Origin of the sequence: Mesorhizobium sp. M0040 (assembly GCF_040323505.1) — a bacterium.
Classification (GTDB): Bacteria; Pseudomonadota; Alphaproteobacteria; order Rhizobiales; family Rhizobiaceae; genus Mesorhizobium.
In genome coordinates this window covers 278,835-294,752 of record NZ_JAMYVA010000003.1, presented here as the reverse complement: position 1 = coordinate 294,752, position 15,918 = coordinate 278,835, and the positions used below count along the sequence as shown (strand labels likewise).

Below are 15,918 nucleotides of genomic sequence, written 5' to 3'. Positions count from 1 at the left end.
ATCGGCTGTCGATCATCCCGCCGCGATGACCTCGATCTCGATCTTGAATTCCGGCCGGGCAAAACCAGAAACGATCATCAGCGTCGAGGCCGGCGCAGGGCTGGCGAACAGCCGGTCGCGAACCTCCATATAGGGGCGCAGGAAGGCGCGGTCGGTGACGTAGGCGTTGATGCGGACGATGTCGGACAGGCTGAGCCCGGCCTCGCCGAGAATCGCCGATATGTTCTGGAAACAGAGCTCGGCCTGTGCGCCGGCCTCTTCGGGGATCTGGTCGTCCGGGGTGATTGCGACCTGGCCCGAACACAGCACCAGCCGCTTGCCGGGCGGCAGTTCGACGCCATGGCTGTAGCGGGCGAAGGGCGGCTTGATCGACTTCGGCGTGAGAAATTTGAACATGGCAATCTCCGTTCACGGCAGCCTAAAGCGGGATCGATGCGGGCATCAAGATGGCGGTGCATGTCACGAGGGCGATTGTGGACAGGCGATCAAAAAATAGGCACGATGCCTTTCGTACAGCATGACCCGTCCGGCCTTCGCGCCGCCATTGCTCAGGCGGGCATTGCACAAGCGGGCGGTCCCGGCGCAACGCGCCGGTGGCATGTGTCTTGCTTCTTGAAACAATGGTGTCGAGCCCGGCGCGTGACGCGCCGGAGCGAACAAAGGGTGGTGTGGATGTACGGAAAACTCAAGATTTCGGCGGGCGCGATCGTGCTGCTTGGCGCAGGCACGCTTGCCGCGGCAGCGAACGAAAAAGTCACCTTCGGCACCAACTGGCTGGCTGAGCCGGAGCATGGGGGTTACTACCAGGCCGTGGTGGACGGCACCTATGCCGCCTGCGGCATCGACGTGACGATCATGCAGGGCGGCCCACAGGTCAGCGGCCGGCCGCTGCTGCTGGCCGGCAAGATCGATTTTTACATGGGCGGCAATCTGCTGTCGGCCTTCGATGCCGTGCAGCAAGGCATACCGATGCGCGTCGTGGCGGCCGACTTCCAGAAGGACCCGCAGGTCATCATGTCCCATCCCGGGCAGGGGCTGGACAAATGGGAAGACCTGAAGAACGCCGAGCAGTACATCCTTGGCGACGAAGGTGCGCAGACCTTCTTCCAGTGGATGGTCACCGACCTCGGCTTCGATGCCGCCAAGCGCGCGCCCTACACCTTCAATCCGGCGCCGTTCATCGCCAACAAGAAGTCGATCCAGCAGGGTTACGTCACCTCGGAGCCATTCGCCGTCCGGAAGCAGGGCGGTTTCACGCCGAACCAGTTCCTGCTGGCCGACTATGGCTGGGACACATATGCAACGACGGTCGAGACCATGCAGGAGACGGTCGACAAGCGGCCCGAGGTGGTCCAGTGCTTCGTCGATGGCTCGGCCAAGGGCTGGTACAATTATCTCTACGGCGACAACAAGGCCGCCAACGAGATGATCAAGAAGGAAAATCCGGATATGACGGATGAGCAGATCGCTTTCTCGATCGAGCAGCTGAAGAAGTTCGGCGTGGTCGATTCCGGCGACAGCGAAAAGCTCGGCATCGGCGCCATGACCGATGCGCGCATCCAGAGTTTTTACGACAAGATGGTCAAGGCCAAGGTCACGCCGGCGGGCATCGACATCAAGAAGGCCTACACGCTGGCCTTCGTCAACAAGAGCGTCGGGCTCGACCTGAAGAAGTAGGCCGTGAAGCTGGAGAAAGTGGCGCAACAGCCAGGAAGCGTATCGGGGCCGACGCTGTTGGCGCTGCGTGGCGTCGGCAAGGTTTTTTCCAACGGCGTCACCGCGCTCAGCAATGTCGAGCTGACGATCCGGGAAGGCGATTTCCTCAGCCTGCTCGGACCGTCGGGCTGCGGCAAGTCGACGGCGCTGCGGCTGATTGCCGGCCTGTCGACGCCGACCTCGGGTGTGCTCGACTGGCGCGGCAGCGGCGCCCTCGAGCGTTCGAATATCGGCGACCGTTCAAATATCGGCTTCGTCTTCCAGGAGCCGACGCTGCTGCCCTGGGCCGACGTCTTCGACAATGTCTGGCTGCCGCTGCGGCTGAAGGGCGTGTCGCGTGCCAAGGCGGCGCCGGCGGTGATGGAGATGCTGGCGCGGGTTCACCTGACCGGCTTCGAGAAGGCGGTGCCGCGCGAACTGTCGGGCGGCATGAAGATGCGCGTCTCGATCGCCCGCGCCATGGTGACCAAGCCGCGCATTCTGTTGATGGACGAGCCGTTCGCGGCACTCGACGAGATCACCCGCTTCAAGCTCAACAACGATCTTCTGGAGCTATGGCAGGATGAGCGTTTTACCGTCGTTTTCGTCACCCACAGCGTCTTCGAAAGCGTATTCCTCTCCAATCGCGTCGTCGTCATGGCGGCGCGGCCGGGCCGGGTGTTTGCCGAGCTTGCCGTCGATGCGCCCTATCCGCGCGACGAGGCGTTTCGCACCTCGCCCGACTATGCCGCGCTCTGCCGCCAGGCATCCGACGTGCTGATCGGCGCCATCAACTCAACTGCCGGACCGCATCATGACGGCCATTGAAGAACAGATCCCGGCGCTCGACCCGGAGGAGGCGCGCCGCGTCCGCCAGGAGCGCTTCGAGCGCATCGGCAGATGGCTGCTGCCGCTGGCGATCATGATCCTGGCGATCTGGCTGTGGGACCGCGTCTGCGTCTGGAACGACATCCCGAAATACATACTGCCGCGCCCCGGCGTGGTGCTGCAGACGCTGCACGACGATGCCGGGCTGCTGTTCTCCTCGCTGCTGGTGACACTCAGGATCACCTTCTTGAGCCTGCTTCTCGCCGTGGTCGGCGGTGTCGGGCTGGCAGTGCTGTTCGCTCAGTCGAAATGGGTGGAGATGTCGTTCTTTCCCTTCGCCATCGTGCTGCAGGTGACGCCGATCGTCGCGATCTTTCCGCTGATCAATATCTATGTCGACAACCAGACGACGAAGCTTTTGCTTTGCGCCTGGATCGTCGCCTTCTTCCCGATCCTCTCCAACACCACGCTCGGCCTCAACTCCGTCGACCGCAATCTGCGCGACATGTTCAAGCTCAACGGCGCCACTCGCTGGCAGCAATTGCGCTATCTGCGGCTGCCGGCGGCGATGCCTTATTTCCTCGGCGGGCTGAAGATCGCCGGCGGCCTGTCGCTGATCGGCGCGGTGGTGGCCGAGTTCGTCGCCGGCGCCACCGGCCAGTCGTCCGGCCTCGCCTCGCGCATCATCGAGGCCGGCTACCGGCTCAACGCACCAAGGCTGTTCGCGGCGCTGATCCTGATCTCGCTCACCGGCATCCTGATCTTCCTGGTGCTGTCGCTGGTATCGCATCTCCTTTTGCGGCGCTGGCACGAGAGCGCGCTGAGGCAGGAGCGGTGATGGTGGGCAGCGCCAGCACCCCCCTCTGTCCTGCCGGACATCTCCCCCTCAAGGGGGGAGATTGGATGCTATCTAGGATTTCGCTAATCGCCAACGTTGCAAGACGAGCGCCATGGGCGAGGCTGCCAATCTCCCCCCTTGAGGGGGAGATGCCAAGTAGTGGTAAAGAGGGCAGGACAGAGGGGGGTAGGCCTTGATACCAGCTTCTGGTTCCTACCATCTCGCCAAGGTTCGGCTTCATGCTTCACTTACGCCGGGCTTTTCCGGAGCCTTCGATACCGACGGGTTTGGGCTCGCCGATATCGCAATCGCCGATGGCAAGATCTCCGGGATTACGGCGCATCGATCCAACGCACCGGCGGACGCCACCGATCTCGGCGGCCGCATCGTGCTGCCGTGCTTTGTCGACTGCCACACCCATATCGACAAGGGCCATATCTGGCCCCGAAAGCCCAACCCGGACGGCACCTTCATGGCCGCTTTGAACGCCACCGGCGCCGACCGCGCGGCGCGCTGGAGCGCCGACGACGTTGCCCGCCGCATGGATTTTTCGCTGCGCTGCGCCTACGCGCACGGCACCAGGGCGCTGCGCACGCATCTCGACAGCGTCGCGCCGCAGGAAGAGATCTCCTGGCCGGTGTTCGAGACGATGCGGGAGAAATGGCGCGGCCGCATCGAGCTGCAGGCGGCCTGCCTGCTCGGCATCGAGGGCGTGCGCGACAGGAAATGGTTCGAGAGGCTGGCCAAACGGGTGGCTGCCGCCAAGGGTGTTCTCGGCGTCGTCACCTACATGGTGCCGGATCTCGAAGAACTGCTCGACCAGGTGTTTGCGCAGGCGATCAAGCATGGCCTCGACCTCGATTTCCACGCCGACGAGACCGACGATGTCTCGGCGATCTCGCTGAAGAAAATCGCCGAAGCAGCCCTTTGGAACGGTTTTGACGGGAACATCCTGGTCGGCCATTGCTGCTCGCTGGCACGCCAGCCCGATCTCGACGTGCTCGACACGCTGGATAAGGTCGCCAAGGCCGGCTTGGCGGTGGTGTCGCTGCCGATGTGCAATCTCTATCTGCAGGACCGGCGAGGCGACAGGACAACGCCGCGCTGGCGCGGGGTGACGCTGCTGCACGAGATGAAGGCGCGCGGCATTGCCGTCGCCGTCGCCTCCGACAATACGCGCGACCCGTTCTACGCCTATGGCGATCTCGACATGCTGGAGGTCTATCGCATGGCGACGCGTGTCCTGCATCTAGACCATCCCGTCGCGGACTGGCCGCAAGCTGTCACCGCAACGCCGGCCAAGGTGATGCGGCTCGATAATTTCGGCACGCTTGCCGCCGGAGCGCCGGCCGATTTCGTCGTCTTCAGGGGGCGAAGCTGGACGGAATTGCTGTCACGGCCCGAATCGGATCGCATCGTCGTGCGCGACGGCCAGGCGATCGAGCGCCAGCTGCCCGATTATGCCGAACTCGATGATCTGATGGTGGAATGATGGATATTGCGGCGCTCAAGCGCGACCTGCACGGTTTGAAGATCGATGACCATCCGGCGATCGTCCAGCAGAAGAGCCGCGACTTCTACTGGTACAGCCCGGTGCTGAAGCAGCAGCTCGAGCACGTCACCGGTGACCTGATCGTGACGCCGAAAACCGAAGACGAGGTCGTCCACATTCTCGCCGCCTGCCACCGGCACGGCGTCCCGGTGACGCCGCGCGGCAGCGGCACCGGCAATTACGGGCAGGCGATGCCGCTGTCCGGCGGCGTCGTGCTCAATCTCGCCGAGATGAACGCGGTCAAGATGATCGCGCCGGGCCGTGTCGTCACCGGCCCCGGCGCCGTGCTCGCCGACATCGACAGAGCGACGCGGGCGCATTCCGGCCAGGAGCTCCGCATGTCGCCGTCGACCTACAACACCGCATCGATCGGCGGCTTCGTCGCCGGCGGCTCCGGCGGCATCGGTTCGATCCGCTGGGGCGGACTGCGCGACCTCGGCAACGTCATCCGGCTGAGGACCGTGACGATGGAGGCTGAGCCGCGGGTCATGGAGCTCACCGGCGAGGACGTGCTGAAGGTCATGCACGCCTACGGCACCAACGGCATCATCACCGAAGTCGAGATGCCGCTGACCGCCAGCTATGACTGGATCGACGTCATCGTCGGCTTCGACGATTTCATGGATGCGGCCGGCTTCGGCAACGATCTCGCCATCCAGGACGGTATCCTGGCGAAACTGATCACACCGATCGCAGCACCCATCCCCTACGATTACTTCAAGCGCCACCAACGGTTTTTCCGGCGCGGCCAAAGCATCGTCGTCCTGATGATCGCGCCGCATGCGATGGATGCCTTCCTCGCCTTCACGGCGCGCAGCAAGGGCGAGATCGTCTTTCGTGCCGACAAGGAGGCCGATCTCAAAGGGCTGCCGCCGGCCTATGAGCTGACCTGGAACCACACGACGCTGCGTGCCATCCGGGTCGATCCGACGATCACCTATCTGCAGACCCGCTATCCGTCGCCGGACCACCTCGGCCACGTCAAGGCGATGGTCGACCGCTTCGGCGACGAGGTGCCGGCACACCTTGAATTTATCCGCTTCGATGGCGCCATCGGCATCGCAGGGCTGCCGCTGGTCCGCTTCACCACGGCGGAGCGGCTGGACGAGATCATCCGCATCCACGAGGACAATGGCTGCTGGATCTTCAACCCGCACCGCTACACGCTGGAAGAAGGCGGCATGAAGCGCACCGACGAGGTGCAGCTCGCCTTCAAGCGCGAGACCGACCCGCAAGGGCTGCTCAATCCGGGCAAGATGATCGCCTGGGAGAACCCGGACTATGATTATCGCTCGGGCAAGTCGTTCCTGTTCAAGGGACTGGAGAAGGCGGGTTGAGACGATGACGGGCGTGTGGCGCTGTACCCCCCTCTGGCCTGCCCTCTTTGCCACCACTTGGCATCTCCCCCTCAAGGGGGGAGATTGGCAGTTCCATCGTCTCGACCATCTTCCAACGTCGTCAACTGGCGAAAGCGATACTGACAGCCGATCTCCCCACTTGAGGGGGAGATGCCCGGCAGGGCAGAGGGGGGTGCTTGGTGCCGACTTGCGAGATGTTCTCCTGTGAACGTCTTCGTCCTCTACGCTCATCCTGTGGAGACCAGCTTCAACGCCGATCTGCACCGGACGATCATCGAGCGGCTGAAGGCCGCCGGCCATGTCGTCGACGACTGCGATCTCTATGCGGAGGGTTTCGATCCCAGGCTGACGCGGGCCGAACGGCTGTCCTATCACGACGAACGCAGCGACGGCGATCCGGCGTCAGCCTATGTCGAGCGCTTACTGCGGGCCGAGGCGCTGGTGCTGTCGTTTCCGGTGTGGAACTTCGGCTATCCGGCCATTTTGAAAGGCTTTTTCGATCGCGTCTTCCTGCCCGGCGTGTCGTTCAAGCTGGTCAACGGCAAGGTGCAGCCGTCGCTGCACAACATTCACAAGGTCGCGGCGGTCACCACCTATGGCGGCAGCCGGTTCCGCGCCATGCTGATGGGCGACCCGCCGCGCAAGCTGGTCAATCGGGTGCTGCGCGCCACCATCAAGCCTGGCGGGTCGGTCTCCTATCTCGCGCATTACTCGATGAACCTGTCGACGAACGAGACGCGGACGAAATTCATCGCGAAGGTCGCTGCCAAGATGGACGCGTTCTGACGCGGGAGGGGACTTTTCCTTCTCCCCTTGTGGGAGAAGGTGGATCGGCGCGTAGCGCCGAGCCGGATGAGGGGTGCTGGAAGAAACGCGGCGTGGGAAGATTGGGACGGGAGCGCTAAACGCTAATTCCGTTGAGGTAGCGATCCTTCCAACACCCCTCATCCGACCGAGCTTCGCTCGGCCACCTTCTCCCACAAGGGGAGAAAGAAAAGAGTTACATCCGCACCCGTTCCGATTTCGGATCGTACATCGGCTTGAGCGAGGCCTCGGCGGCAAAGCGCTCGCCGGCGATCTCGATCTCGTAGGACGACGACAGCACGTCCGCCTCGCTCTCGCCCTGGCACGGCACGTAGCCAAGCCCGATCGCGCCGCCGAGATGATGGCCGTAATTGCCCGAGGTGATCGGGCCGACGATCGTGCCGTCGCGCAGGATCGCCTCATTGTGGAAGAGCAGGGGCTCGGGGTCATTCAGGCGGAACTGCACCAGCCGGCGTGACAGGCCGGTTTCTTTCTTCTTCAGCACCGCATCGCGGCCAAGGAAGTCGCCCTTGGCCGTTTTCACCGCGAAACCCAGCCCGGCCTCCAGCACATTGTCCTCGTCGGTGATGTCGTGGCCGAAATGCCTGAAGGCCTTTTCGATGCGGCAGGAATCCAGCGTATGCAGGCCGCATAGCTTCAGGCCGGCGTCAGTGCCGGCTTCCGCGATGGCCTCGAAGACATGGGCAGCCTGATCGGTCGAGACATAAAGCTCCCAACCGAGCTCGCCGACATAGGTGACGCGGTGGGCGCGGGCCAGGCCCATGCCGATCTCGATCTCCTGAAACGTGCCGAACGGGTTGTTGTTATTGGAGAAATCATTCGGGCTCAGCTTTTGGATCAGCTTCCTCGAATCCGGGCCCATCAGGCAAAGCACGGCTTCGGCCGCCGTCACATCGGTGATGACGACGAACTCGTCGGCAAGATGTTTTCTCAGCCAGGCCAGGTCGCGTTGCAGCGTGGCGCCGGGCACGACGAGGAAGAAGGCGGTTTCGGACAATCGCGAGACGGTGAGGTCGCTCTCGATGCCGCCGCGCTGGTTGAGCATCTGGGTGTAGACGATCTTGCCCGGCGTCACGTTCATGTCGTTGGCGCAGAGCCTTTGCAGGAAGGCGCAGGCGTCGCGGCCCTCGACGCGGATCTTGCCGAACGAAGTCATGTCGAACAGGCCGACGCCGTTCCTGATCGCAAGATGTTCCTCGCGCTGGTTGTCGAACCAGTTCTGCCGCTTCCAGGAATAGCGGTATTCGCGCTCCTGGCCGGGCCTAGCGAACCAGTTGGCGCGCTCCCAGCCGGCGACCTCGCCGAACACGGCGCCGCGCGCCTTCAGATGTTCGTGCAGCGGCGAACGCCTGACATTTCGCGAGGTTGCCATCTGCCGGTAGGGGAAATGATCGGCGTAGAGCAGGCCGAGCGTTTCGGAGACGCGCTCCTTGAGATAGCGGCGGTTCTTCTGGAACGGCTGGGCGCGGCGGATGTCGACCTCCCAGAGGTCGAAGGGCGCTTCGCCATCATTGATCCATTGCGCCAGCGCCATGCCGGCGCCGCCGGAGGAGACGATGCCGATCGAATTGTAGCCGGTCGCCATCCAGTAGCCGGAAAGCTCCGGCGCCTCGCCGAGATAGTAGCGATCGTCGGGCGTAAAACTCTCGGGACCGTTGAAGAAGGTGTGAATGCCGGCGGTGGCCAGCATCGGCATGCGGTTGACGCCCATTTCAAGGATAGGCTCGAAATGGTCCATATCCTCCGGCAACTGGTCGAAGCAGAACTCCTCGCTTATGCCGTTCATGCCCCAAGGCTTGGCCACTGGCTCGAAAGCGCCGAGCATCATCTTGCCGGCATCTTCCTTGTAGTAGGCGCACTCGTCCGGCACGCGCAGCACCGGCAAGCGGGAAAGCCCGGGGATCGGTTCCGTGACGAGATAGAAATGTTCGCAGGCGTGCAACGGGATGGTGACGCCGTTCTGGGCGCCAAGGTCGCGTGCCCACATGCCGGCGCAGTTGACGACGATATCGGCTTCGATCAGGCCTTGCTCGTCGCCCTGCGCCCAGGAAACGCCGGTGACGCGGCCGGCCCTGGTATGCACCTTGGTCACCTTGACGTTCTCGACGATCGTCGCACCGCGCTGGCGCGCGCCCTTGGCCAGGGCCATGGCGATGTTGGCCGGGTCGCACTGACCGTCGAGGGGCAGATGCACGGCGCCGACCACATCGGATACATTGAGATGCGGATACATCTGCTTGACTTCGTTTGGCGAAATCTCGCGCACGTCGACATCGAAGGCGCGGGCGAGAGATGCCTGCCGATAGATCTCGTGCTTGCGCTCCTCGGTCAGCGCCACCGTGATCGAGCCGACCTGGCGCATGCCGGTGCCGACATCGGTCTCGGCCTCCAGCTTGACGTAGAGGTCGGCCGAGTATTTCGCCAGCCGCGTCATGTTCTGCGAGCCGCGCAATTGGCCGATCAGGCCGGCGGCGTGCCATGTCGTGCCCGACGTCAGCTGCTTGCGCTCGAGCAGGACGATATCGGTCCAGCCGAGCTTGGCCAGATGATAGGCGACCGAGCAACCGGAGACGCCGCCACCGATGATGACCGCCCTCGCTTTGGGAGGAATGGCCTTGGTCGGAATGGTTTTGGTGGGCGAGGCGCTCATGCGGCCTCACGGCGATAGAAGGAGGCGAAGCGGCGCAGGCGTGTGGCAGCCTCCATCAGCACCGGCTCAGGCTGGCAGAGGCTGAAGCGGATGTGGCCGGCTGCAGCCTCGCCGAAGCTCGAGCCGGGCATGACGCCGACCTTCTCCTGGTCGAGGAAAGCCCAGGCGAATTTTTCGTCGTCCGGCTCGATCGCCGATATGTCGAGCATGACGTACATGCCGCCTTCGGAGCCGCGCACGGTGATGTTGTTCATACCGCGCATGGCATCGAGGACGACGGTGCGCCTCGCGGCGTAGCGCTCGGCGATCTCCTTGACGCCGTAACCATTTTTGAGCGCCTCAGCGCAGGCGAGGCTGATGAAGGCCGGCAGGCCGTAGGTCATCACCAGATTGAGGTCGGTCAGCAGCGAGACCATCTCCTCGGGCCCGGTCAGCCAGCCCATGCGCCAGCCGGTCATGCCGTGGCTCTTCGACATCGAATTGATGACCAGCGTGCGTTCCGCCATGCCGGGCAGCGAGCGTGGTGAGACGTGCTCGCCGCCGCCCAGCGTCCAGTAGACCTCGTCCGACAGCAGCCATAGGTCATGCTCGCGGCAGATCTGCGCCAGATCCTCCAGGCGCTCTCGCGAATAGACGGCGCCCGTGGGGTTGTTGGGCGTGTTGATCAGGATGGCGCGGGTGTTCGGCCGAAGGGCGGCGCGAATGTCGGCGGCGCGCGGCTGAAAGCCATCCTCGGCGGGGGTCTCGACGACGCTGAACTCGGCGCCCGCCGCACTGAAGGTGTTGGGATAGGTGGCGTAATAGGGCGCGACGACGATGGCATGGTCGCCCTGGTCGAGAACCGCTTGAATGGCCGCGTAAAGCGCGGCCTGCCCGCCCGGCGTGGCAATGACCTGGTCGGGATTTGTCGCAACGCCGGTGCACAGCGTCGAAGCCGCCGCCATCGCCTTGCGCAGGCGTGGAACGCCGGCAAGCGGCGTGTAGTGGTGATTGCTGGCGCGGACGGCCGTCACGCAGGCTTCGATCGTCTCGCTCGGCGTGTCGAAATCGTGGTCGCCGACCGACAGCATGATGATGTCCTCGCCGGCCTGCTTGCGCGCCCAGGCAGCGGAATGAACCTCCCAGCCATCCTTGCCCGAAGGCACGATGCCGGAAATGCGCGATGATGGCCTGGGCATTATGCTGCTCCCGAAATTTCATAACCGGCCTGTTCGAGCCGGTCGCGCAGCGCGGCGATGTGGGCCGGTCCGACTTCGCAGCAGCCGCCGACGATGCCGGCGCCGGCCTCGACCCAACCGACCGCCTGGCCGGCATAGGCATCCGGATCAAGGTCGTGGCGGGCGTGCAGCACTTCCACGGTTCCGCCATGCTTGAGCGCCTCAATCGAGGTGAAGCCGTTGGCATAAGCGCCGACCGGACCGCCGAGAGCGATCAGTTCGGGCAGCGCTGCAGCGATCGCTTCGGGCCGGCAGCAATTGATCAGCCGGGCCGCGACGGGCAGGCCGGCAAGAGCGTCCGACGCCGCCGCAATGGCTTCGCCGCTGCGCAGGCGCGGCGTGCCGTGGTCGGCAAGCGTCCACGAAATCCATACGGGCTTGCCGCTTTCCGACGCCGCGGTGACGGCGGCGCGCGCCTCTTCGGCCGACGCCATGGTTTCGCACAGAAACAGATCGACGCCGTCCGCCTGCTCGGCAACGATACGGCGATAGATGTCGAGCGTATCCTGGAAGGATATCGTCAGCGCCGGCGCATAGCTGCCGAACAGCGGCGACAGGCAGCCGGCGATCGCCGCGTCGCCGGCCTGGTCGCGGGCTTGCCTTGCCAGTTCGATGCCGCGCTTCTGCAGCGGCTTGAACAGCTCTTCCGCGCCTTCGCGTGCCAGCCGCTCCGGCGTGGCTGAATAGGTGTTGATGGTGATGACGCGGGCGCCGGCGCGGATGAATTCCGCATGCAGGTCGCGCACCAGATCCGGTTCGTCGATCAGCACCCTGGCCGACCACAGCGGCGTCGGCTCGGAACTGCTGCGGCGGACCAGCTCCTGGCCCATGCCGCCATCGGTTAGGATGACAGTCTTCATGCTCTGAGCCTTTCGTTCTTCGGATCCCATAACGGCTCATCCTTCTGCACGATCGCCCGAAAACGTTCGCCGAAGATCTCGACCTCGACCGCGGTTCCCGGCTCGGTGAGGTCGGCGCGCAGCATGCCGAGCGCGATCGACTTGTCGATGCGATGACCCCAGCCGCCGGATGTCGTCTCGCCGACGATGCGGCCGTCATGCCACAGCGTCGACATGTAGGGCGCATCGCAGTCGCGGGGGTTTTCGACGACCAGCGTGACGAAGCGCCTCTTGATGCCCTGCTGCTTCTCGTTCTGCAGCGCCGCCTTGCCGCGGAAGTCGGGCTTATCCCATCTGACGAAGCGCTCCAGCCCGCCCTGCAGGATCGAATAGTCGGTCGACAGGTCACCCTTCCAGGTGCGGTAACCTTTTTCGAGCCGCAGCGAATCCAGCGCGTACATGCCGAACGGTTTTAGTCTATGCCTCTTCCCGGCCGCCCAGACGGCGTCGAAGATGGCTGCGGTATCGTCGACCTTGCTGTGGATTTCCCAGCCGAGCTCGCCCGCGAAGGACACGCGCACCAGCTTTGCCCAACGTCCGGCGATACTGGTTTCCTGATGCGTCAGCCAGGGCAGGGTGAGGTCGGCTGCGCAGAGTTCGGCCAGGATTTTTCGCGAGTTGGGGCCGGCGAGGATCTGGGTGGAGTATTCCTCCGTCCGGTCGACCAGCTTGAATGTGGCGTCCTTCGGGATGCGCGATTTCAGCCATTCGAAATCATGCCACTGAGCCACAGCGGCGGTGATCAGCGTCATCAGGTCTTCGCCGTGACGGACAACCGACATTTCGGTGACGATGCGGCCCTTGTCGTCGGCAAAATAGACGAGGCCGATGCGGCCGGGTTTCGGCACCAGGCCCGTCACCTGGAGGCTCAGCCATTCGGCGGCACCCGGACCGTCGAGATTGAAACGGGAAAACCCCGGCAGGTCCAGAATGCCGGCGGCATCGCGGACGGCGAGGCATTCCTCGCGCACACGATGCTGCCACGGCCCGTCGCGGCGGAAAGTCAGCGTGGATTCTTCGGAGATGTCGTCGCCTGGCTTCGCATACCAGGTGGCGCGTTCCCAGCCATTATAGGCGTCGAACCGGGCGCCGAGTGCCTTGATGCGGTCGTGGAGCGGCGACAGCTTGCGGTCGCGCCCGGCCGGCCAGGCATGGCGCGGGAACTGGATGGCATATTCGTTGCCGTAGATCTCCATGCCCTTGGCGACGCAATAATCCGGGGCCGAGGCAAAGGCGGTGAAACGGCGCGGATCGCAGGACCACATATCCCATTCGGTCTGGCCCTCGGTCACCCATTCGGCCAGCACCTTGCCGGCGCCGCCGCCCTGGGCGATGCCGAAGGTAAAGATGCAGGCCTCGAAGGCGTTGGGCACGCCGGGCATCGGGCCGATCAGCGGGTTGCCGTCCGGCGCATAGGGGATCGGCCCGTTGATGACCTTGGACAGGCCGGCGGTGCCGAGGATCGGCACGCGGGCGACAGCATCGGCCAGGTATTGTTCCAGCCGGTCGAGATCGTCGGGAAACAGCTGGAACGAAAAGTCGTCGGGCATTGGGTCTTTGTGGCCGACCCAGTGGGCGCGGCAATTGCGCTCATAGGGGCCGAGGTTCATGCCGTTCTTTTCCTGGCGCAGATAATAGGACGTATCGACGTCGCGCAGCAGCGGCAGCTTCTTGCCCTGTTCCTTCGACCATGCGGCCAGTTCGGGGATTTCCTCAAACAATATGTATTGATGGCTCATCACCATCATCGGCACCTCGCGACCGAACATCCTGCCGACCTCGGCGGCGCGGTAGCCGGCGGCGTTGACGACGATCTCGCAGCGGATCTCGCCTTGCGCTGTCTCGACCACCCACTCGTCGTTGTCGCGGCGCACGCCGGTGACCGGACAGAAGCGGATGATCTTCGCGCCCATGTCACGCGCGCCCTTGGCCAGTGCCTGGGTCAATTGCGCTGGATCGATATCGCCATCATTCGGATCGTAGAGCGCGCCTTTCAGCTCATGCGTCTCGATGAAGGGGTAACGGCGCTTGATCTCGTCGAGCCCGACCACGTCGATATCCATGCCCTGGTAGCGGCCCATGCCCTTGGCGCGCTGGAATTCCAGCATGCGCTCCGCGCTATGGGCCAGCCTGAGCGAGCCGGTGACGTGGTAGTTCATGGGATAGCGGACCTCGTCGGCCAGCCGGCGATAGAGCTCGGTCGAATAACGCTGCATGTTCATCAGCGACCATGACGAGGAGAAAGTCGGCACGTTGCCGGCGGCATGCCAGGTCGAGCCGGAGGTCAGCTCGTTCTTCTCCAGAAGCACGCAGTCGGTCCAGCCCGCCTTGGCGAGATGGTAGAGCGAGGAGGCGCCGACGGCACCACCTCCGATGATCACAACGCGTGCCGTGGTCGGCAAACCGGCCATGTTCTTCTCCGACTATTTGTTTTGATGCATGTCGTTGTCCCAAAACCGCCACGCACTTTTGGGCGACATGCATTCGTTCAATAGACAGGCGGCGAAACCACCCAGATGACGACAGCCGGCTCGGCTCCAGGATTGCGCCAGCGGAACGGCTTGCCGTCGAAGCGGAAGGAGTCGCCTTCGCCAAGCCGGTGCCAGATGCCAGCAATTTCGATGTCGAAACTGCCCGAAGCGACGTAGCCGGCTTCCTCGGTCGGCCGGCGCGCCTCGGCCTTCATCTCGGCACCCGGAGCGAAGACCGAACGCAGCATCTCGAAGCTACCGCCGAGATCGGGCGACAGAAGCTCCTCCACCAGGCCGGAATCGCTTGTGCCAAGCGTGCGCCGGTTGCCGGCGCGCACGACCACGCCGCGCTCGGTCTCGACAGGCACGTCATGGCTGAAGAACAGGCTGACCGGCACGCCGAACAATTCGGCGAAGGCCCTGAGATCGCCGAGCGACGGGACCGACAGACCGCGCTCGACCTGGCTGACCCAGCCGACGGAACGGCCGAGCTTCAGTGCGATTTCAGCAAGCTTCAAGCCGCGCGCCTTGCGCAACGCGCGAATGTCGCCGGCCAGCAGCCGTTCGCCGCTGTCCTGTTCCGATCTGGCGGCGGTGGAGGGCAAAGTCATCCCTGTCTCGGTGAAAAATTCCCAGCAAATTTCATTTGATGGCGGGTTCATGAAAAAATCAAGAGGATTTTCACGCAACCACAAGATTTACTTGCGCCATTTTGACGGTTCGGGCAAAGGCTCGGCGCACGAGCGGCGAGTGGGGCGTCCGGTCGAGGCGGGTAGGCTATCGGGCGTTCAAAAAGACGCGCAAGGATGCTCCATCACTTCTAGTCGGCGCATGATCCTTCCGGAAAATCGGGTTCGGGATCATACGCAAAAGGACGGCCCATGCTGGAAAACAACTCCCGGATTGCGGCGGCGATCGTCGATGACGCGATCACCTCGCGGCGGTCGGTACGCGCCTTCTTGCCCGATATGGTCGACGACGAGACCATCCGCGATATTCTCGCCGTTGCCGCGCGCGCGCCCTCAGGCACCAATATGCAACCCTGGAAAGTCTATGTGACCAAGGGCGAGGTCAAGCAGCGCATCACCGACGCCATCCTCAGCTCGGGCATCCGCGCCGAAAAGGCCGAGTGGGACGAGTACCGCTACTATCCCGACCAGTTCTTCGAACCCTATCTGACGCGACGGCGGGCCAACGGCTTCGGCCTCTACGGCGTGCTCGGCATCGGCCGGCGCGAGGTCGACAGGATGCGTGCGCAGCACGACCGCAACTTCGTCTTCTTCGACGCGCCGGTCGGCATGATCTTCACCGTCGACCGGCGGCTGAACAAGGGGTCGTGGATCGACTACGGCATGTTCCTGCAAAACATCATGGTCGCCGCGCGGGGCAGGGGCCTGCACACCTGTCCGCAAGCTGCCTTCGCGCCCTATCACCGGCAGATCAGGCCGGTGCTCAACATTCCCGACGAGGAGATCGTCGTCTGCGGCATGGCGCTCGGCCATGAGGATACGTCCAAGCCCGAAAATGCCTTCCGCACCGACCGCGCGCCGCTGGAAGAGTGGGTGACGTTCGCGGAGTGACGTGA

At 63.9% G+C, this 15,918-nt stretch carries 13 protein-coding genes; 7 read left to right on the top strand and 6 right to left on the bottom strand.

The annotated features are described in order from the left end of the window. Nucleotides 1–12: 12 nt before the first annotated feature. Nucleotides 13–396, bottom strand: a complete 384-nt coding sequence (locus NKJ91_RS04690) for a RidA family protein (RefSeq protein WP_352454641.1) — start codon at nucleotides 394–396, stop codon at nucleotides 13–15. A gap of 276 nt (nucleotides 397–672) precedes the next feature. Between NKJ91_RS04690 and NKJ91_RS04685 the strand changes: the two genes are divergently transcribed. From NKJ91_RS04685 to NKJ91_RS04660, 6 genes are all read left to right on the top strand, one after another. Beyond that, nucleotides 673–1,677: an ABC transporter substrate-binding protein gene (locus NKJ91_RS04685; protein WP_352454640.1), complete on the top strand. Its 1,005-nt coding sequence runs from the start codon at nucleotides 673–675 to the stop codon at nucleotides 1,675–1,677. A 3-nt stretch (nucleotides 1,678–1,680) separates the two neighbouring features. Next, nucleotides 1,681–2,523, top strand: a complete 843-nt coding sequence (locus NKJ91_RS04680; protein WP_352454638.1) for an ABC transporter ATP-binding protein — start codon at nucleotides 1,681–1,683, stop codon at nucleotides 2,521–2,523. Beyond that, the gene (locus tag NKJ91_RS04675; protein ID WP_352454637.1) at nucleotides 2,510–3,361 is read left to right on the top strand and encodes an ABC transporter permease; all 852 of its coding nucleotides are present in this window, start codon (nucleotides 2,510–2,512) and stop codon (nucleotides 3,359–3,361) included. Before NKJ91_RS04680 ends, NKJ91_RS04675 begins: the two co-directional genes overlap by 14 nt. A 193-nt stretch (nucleotides 3,362–3,554) precedes the next feature. Beyond that, the gene (locus NKJ91_RS04670; protein WP_352454636.1) at nucleotides 3,555–4,853 is read left to right on the top strand and encodes a cytosine deaminase; all 1,299 of its coding nucleotides are present in this window, start codon (nucleotides 3,555–3,557) and stop codon (nucleotides 4,851–4,853) included. Next, nucleotides 4,850–6,250 carry an FAD-binding oxidoreductase gene (locus NKJ91_RS04665; RefSeq protein WP_502903554.1) on the top strand — a complete coding sequence of 467 codons (1,401 nt, stop codon included), beginning with the start codon at nucleotides 4,850–4,852 and terminating at the stop codon, nucleotides 6,248–6,250. Before NKJ91_RS04670 ends, NKJ91_RS04665 begins: the two co-directional genes overlap by 4 nt. Before the next feature lie 225 nt (nucleotides 6,251–6,475). Then, nucleotides 6,476–7,057, top strand: a complete 582-nt coding sequence (locus tag NKJ91_RS04660) for an NAD(P)H-dependent oxidoreductase (RefSeq protein ID WP_023676544.1) — start codon at nucleotides 6,476–6,478, stop codon at nucleotides 7,055–7,057. 214 nt (nucleotides 7,058–7,271) lie between these two features. Here the strand turns inward: NKJ91_RS04660 and NKJ91_RS04655 are convergent, their stop codons facing one another. From NKJ91_RS04655 to NKJ91_RS04635, 5 genes are all read right to left on the bottom strand, one after another. After that, nucleotides 7,272–9,746, bottom strand: a complete 2,475-nt coding sequence (locus tag NKJ91_RS04655) for a GcvT family protein (protein WP_352454635.1) — start codon at nucleotides 9,744–9,746, stop codon at nucleotides 7,272–7,274. Continuing rightward, complete coding sequence (locus NKJ91_RS04650) at nucleotides 9,743–10,924, bottom strand: pyridoxal phosphate-dependent aminotransferase (RefSeq protein WP_352454634.1); 1,182 nt, start codon at nucleotides 10,922–10,924, stop codon at nucleotides 9,743–9,745. The genes NKJ91_RS04655 and NKJ91_RS04650 overlap by 4 nt, the downstream gene beginning before the upstream one ends. Further along, nucleotides 10,924–11,823: a homocysteine S-methyltransferase family protein gene (locus NKJ91_RS04645; protein WP_352454633.1), complete on the bottom strand. Its 900-nt coding sequence runs from the start codon at nucleotides 11,821–11,823 to the stop codon at nucleotides 10,924–10,926. Before NKJ91_RS04645 ends, NKJ91_RS04650 begins: the two co-directional genes overlap by 1 nt. Then, nucleotides 11,820–14,273: a GcvT family protein gene (locus tag NKJ91_RS04640; RefSeq protein ID WP_352454632.1), complete on the bottom strand. Its 2,454-nt coding sequence runs from the start codon at nucleotides 14,271–14,273 to the stop codon at nucleotides 11,820–11,822. The genes NKJ91_RS04645 and NKJ91_RS04640 overlap by 4 nt, the downstream gene beginning before the upstream one ends. Nucleotides 14,274–14,350: 77 nt before the next feature. After that, a complete protein-coding gene (locus NKJ91_RS04635; protein ID WP_352454631.1) occupies nucleotides 14,351–14,944 on the bottom strand; it encodes a helix-turn-helix domain-containing protein in 594 nt (197 codons plus the stop codon). 270 nt (nucleotides 14,945–15,214) lie between these two features. Between NKJ91_RS04635 and NKJ91_RS04630 the strand changes: the two genes are divergently transcribed. Continuing rightward, nucleotides 15,215–15,913, top strand: coding sequence for a nitroreductase (locus tag NKJ91_RS04630; RefSeq protein ID WP_352452121.1), 699 nt, complete (start codon nucleotides 15,215–15,217; stop codon nucleotides 15,911–15,913). Nucleotides 15,914–15,918: the final 5 nt, after the last annotated feature.

Bases quoted from the DNA above. Each gene is read 5' to 3' on its own strand.
- NKJ91_RS04640 (WP_352454632.1), bottom strand. From the start codon at position 14,273: ATGGCCGGTTTGCCGACCACGGCACGCGTTGTGATCATCGGAGGTGGT.
- NKJ91_RS04630 (WP_352452121.1), top strand. From the start codon at position 15,215: ATGCTGGAAAACAACTCCCGGATTGCGGCGGCGATCGTCGATGACGCG.
- NKJ91_RS04650 (WP_352454634.1), bottom strand. From the start codon at position 10,924: ATGCCCAGGCCATCATCGCGCATTTCCGGCATCGTGCCTTCGGGCAAG.
- NKJ91_RS04665 (WP_502903554.1), top strand. From the start codon at position 4,850: ATGATGGATATTGCGGCGCTCAAGCGCGACCTGCACGGTTTGAAGATC.
- NKJ91_RS04685 (WP_352454640.1), top strand. From the start codon at position 673: ATGTACGGAAAACTCAAGATTTCGGCGGGCGCGATCGTGCTGCTTGGC.
- NKJ91_RS04655 (WP_352454635.1), bottom strand. From the start codon at position 9,746: ATGAGCGCCTCGCCCACCAAAACCATTCCGACCAAGGCCATTCCTCCC.
- NKJ91_RS04645 (WP_352454633.1), bottom strand. From the start codon at position 11,823: ATGAAGACTGTCATCCTAACCGATGGCGGCATGGGCCAGGAGCTGGTC.
- NKJ91_RS04675 (WP_352454637.1), top strand. From the start codon at position 2,510: ATGACGGCCATTGAAGAACAGATCCCGGCGCTCGACCCGGAGGAGGCG.
- NKJ91_RS04690 (WP_352454641.1), bottom strand. From the start codon at position 396: ATGTTCAAATTTCTCACGCCGAAGTCGATCAAGCCGCCCTTCGCCCGC.
- NKJ91_RS04635 (WP_352454631.1), bottom strand. From the start codon at position 14,944: ATGACTTTGCCCTCCACCGCCGCCAGATCGGAACAGGACAGCGGCGAA.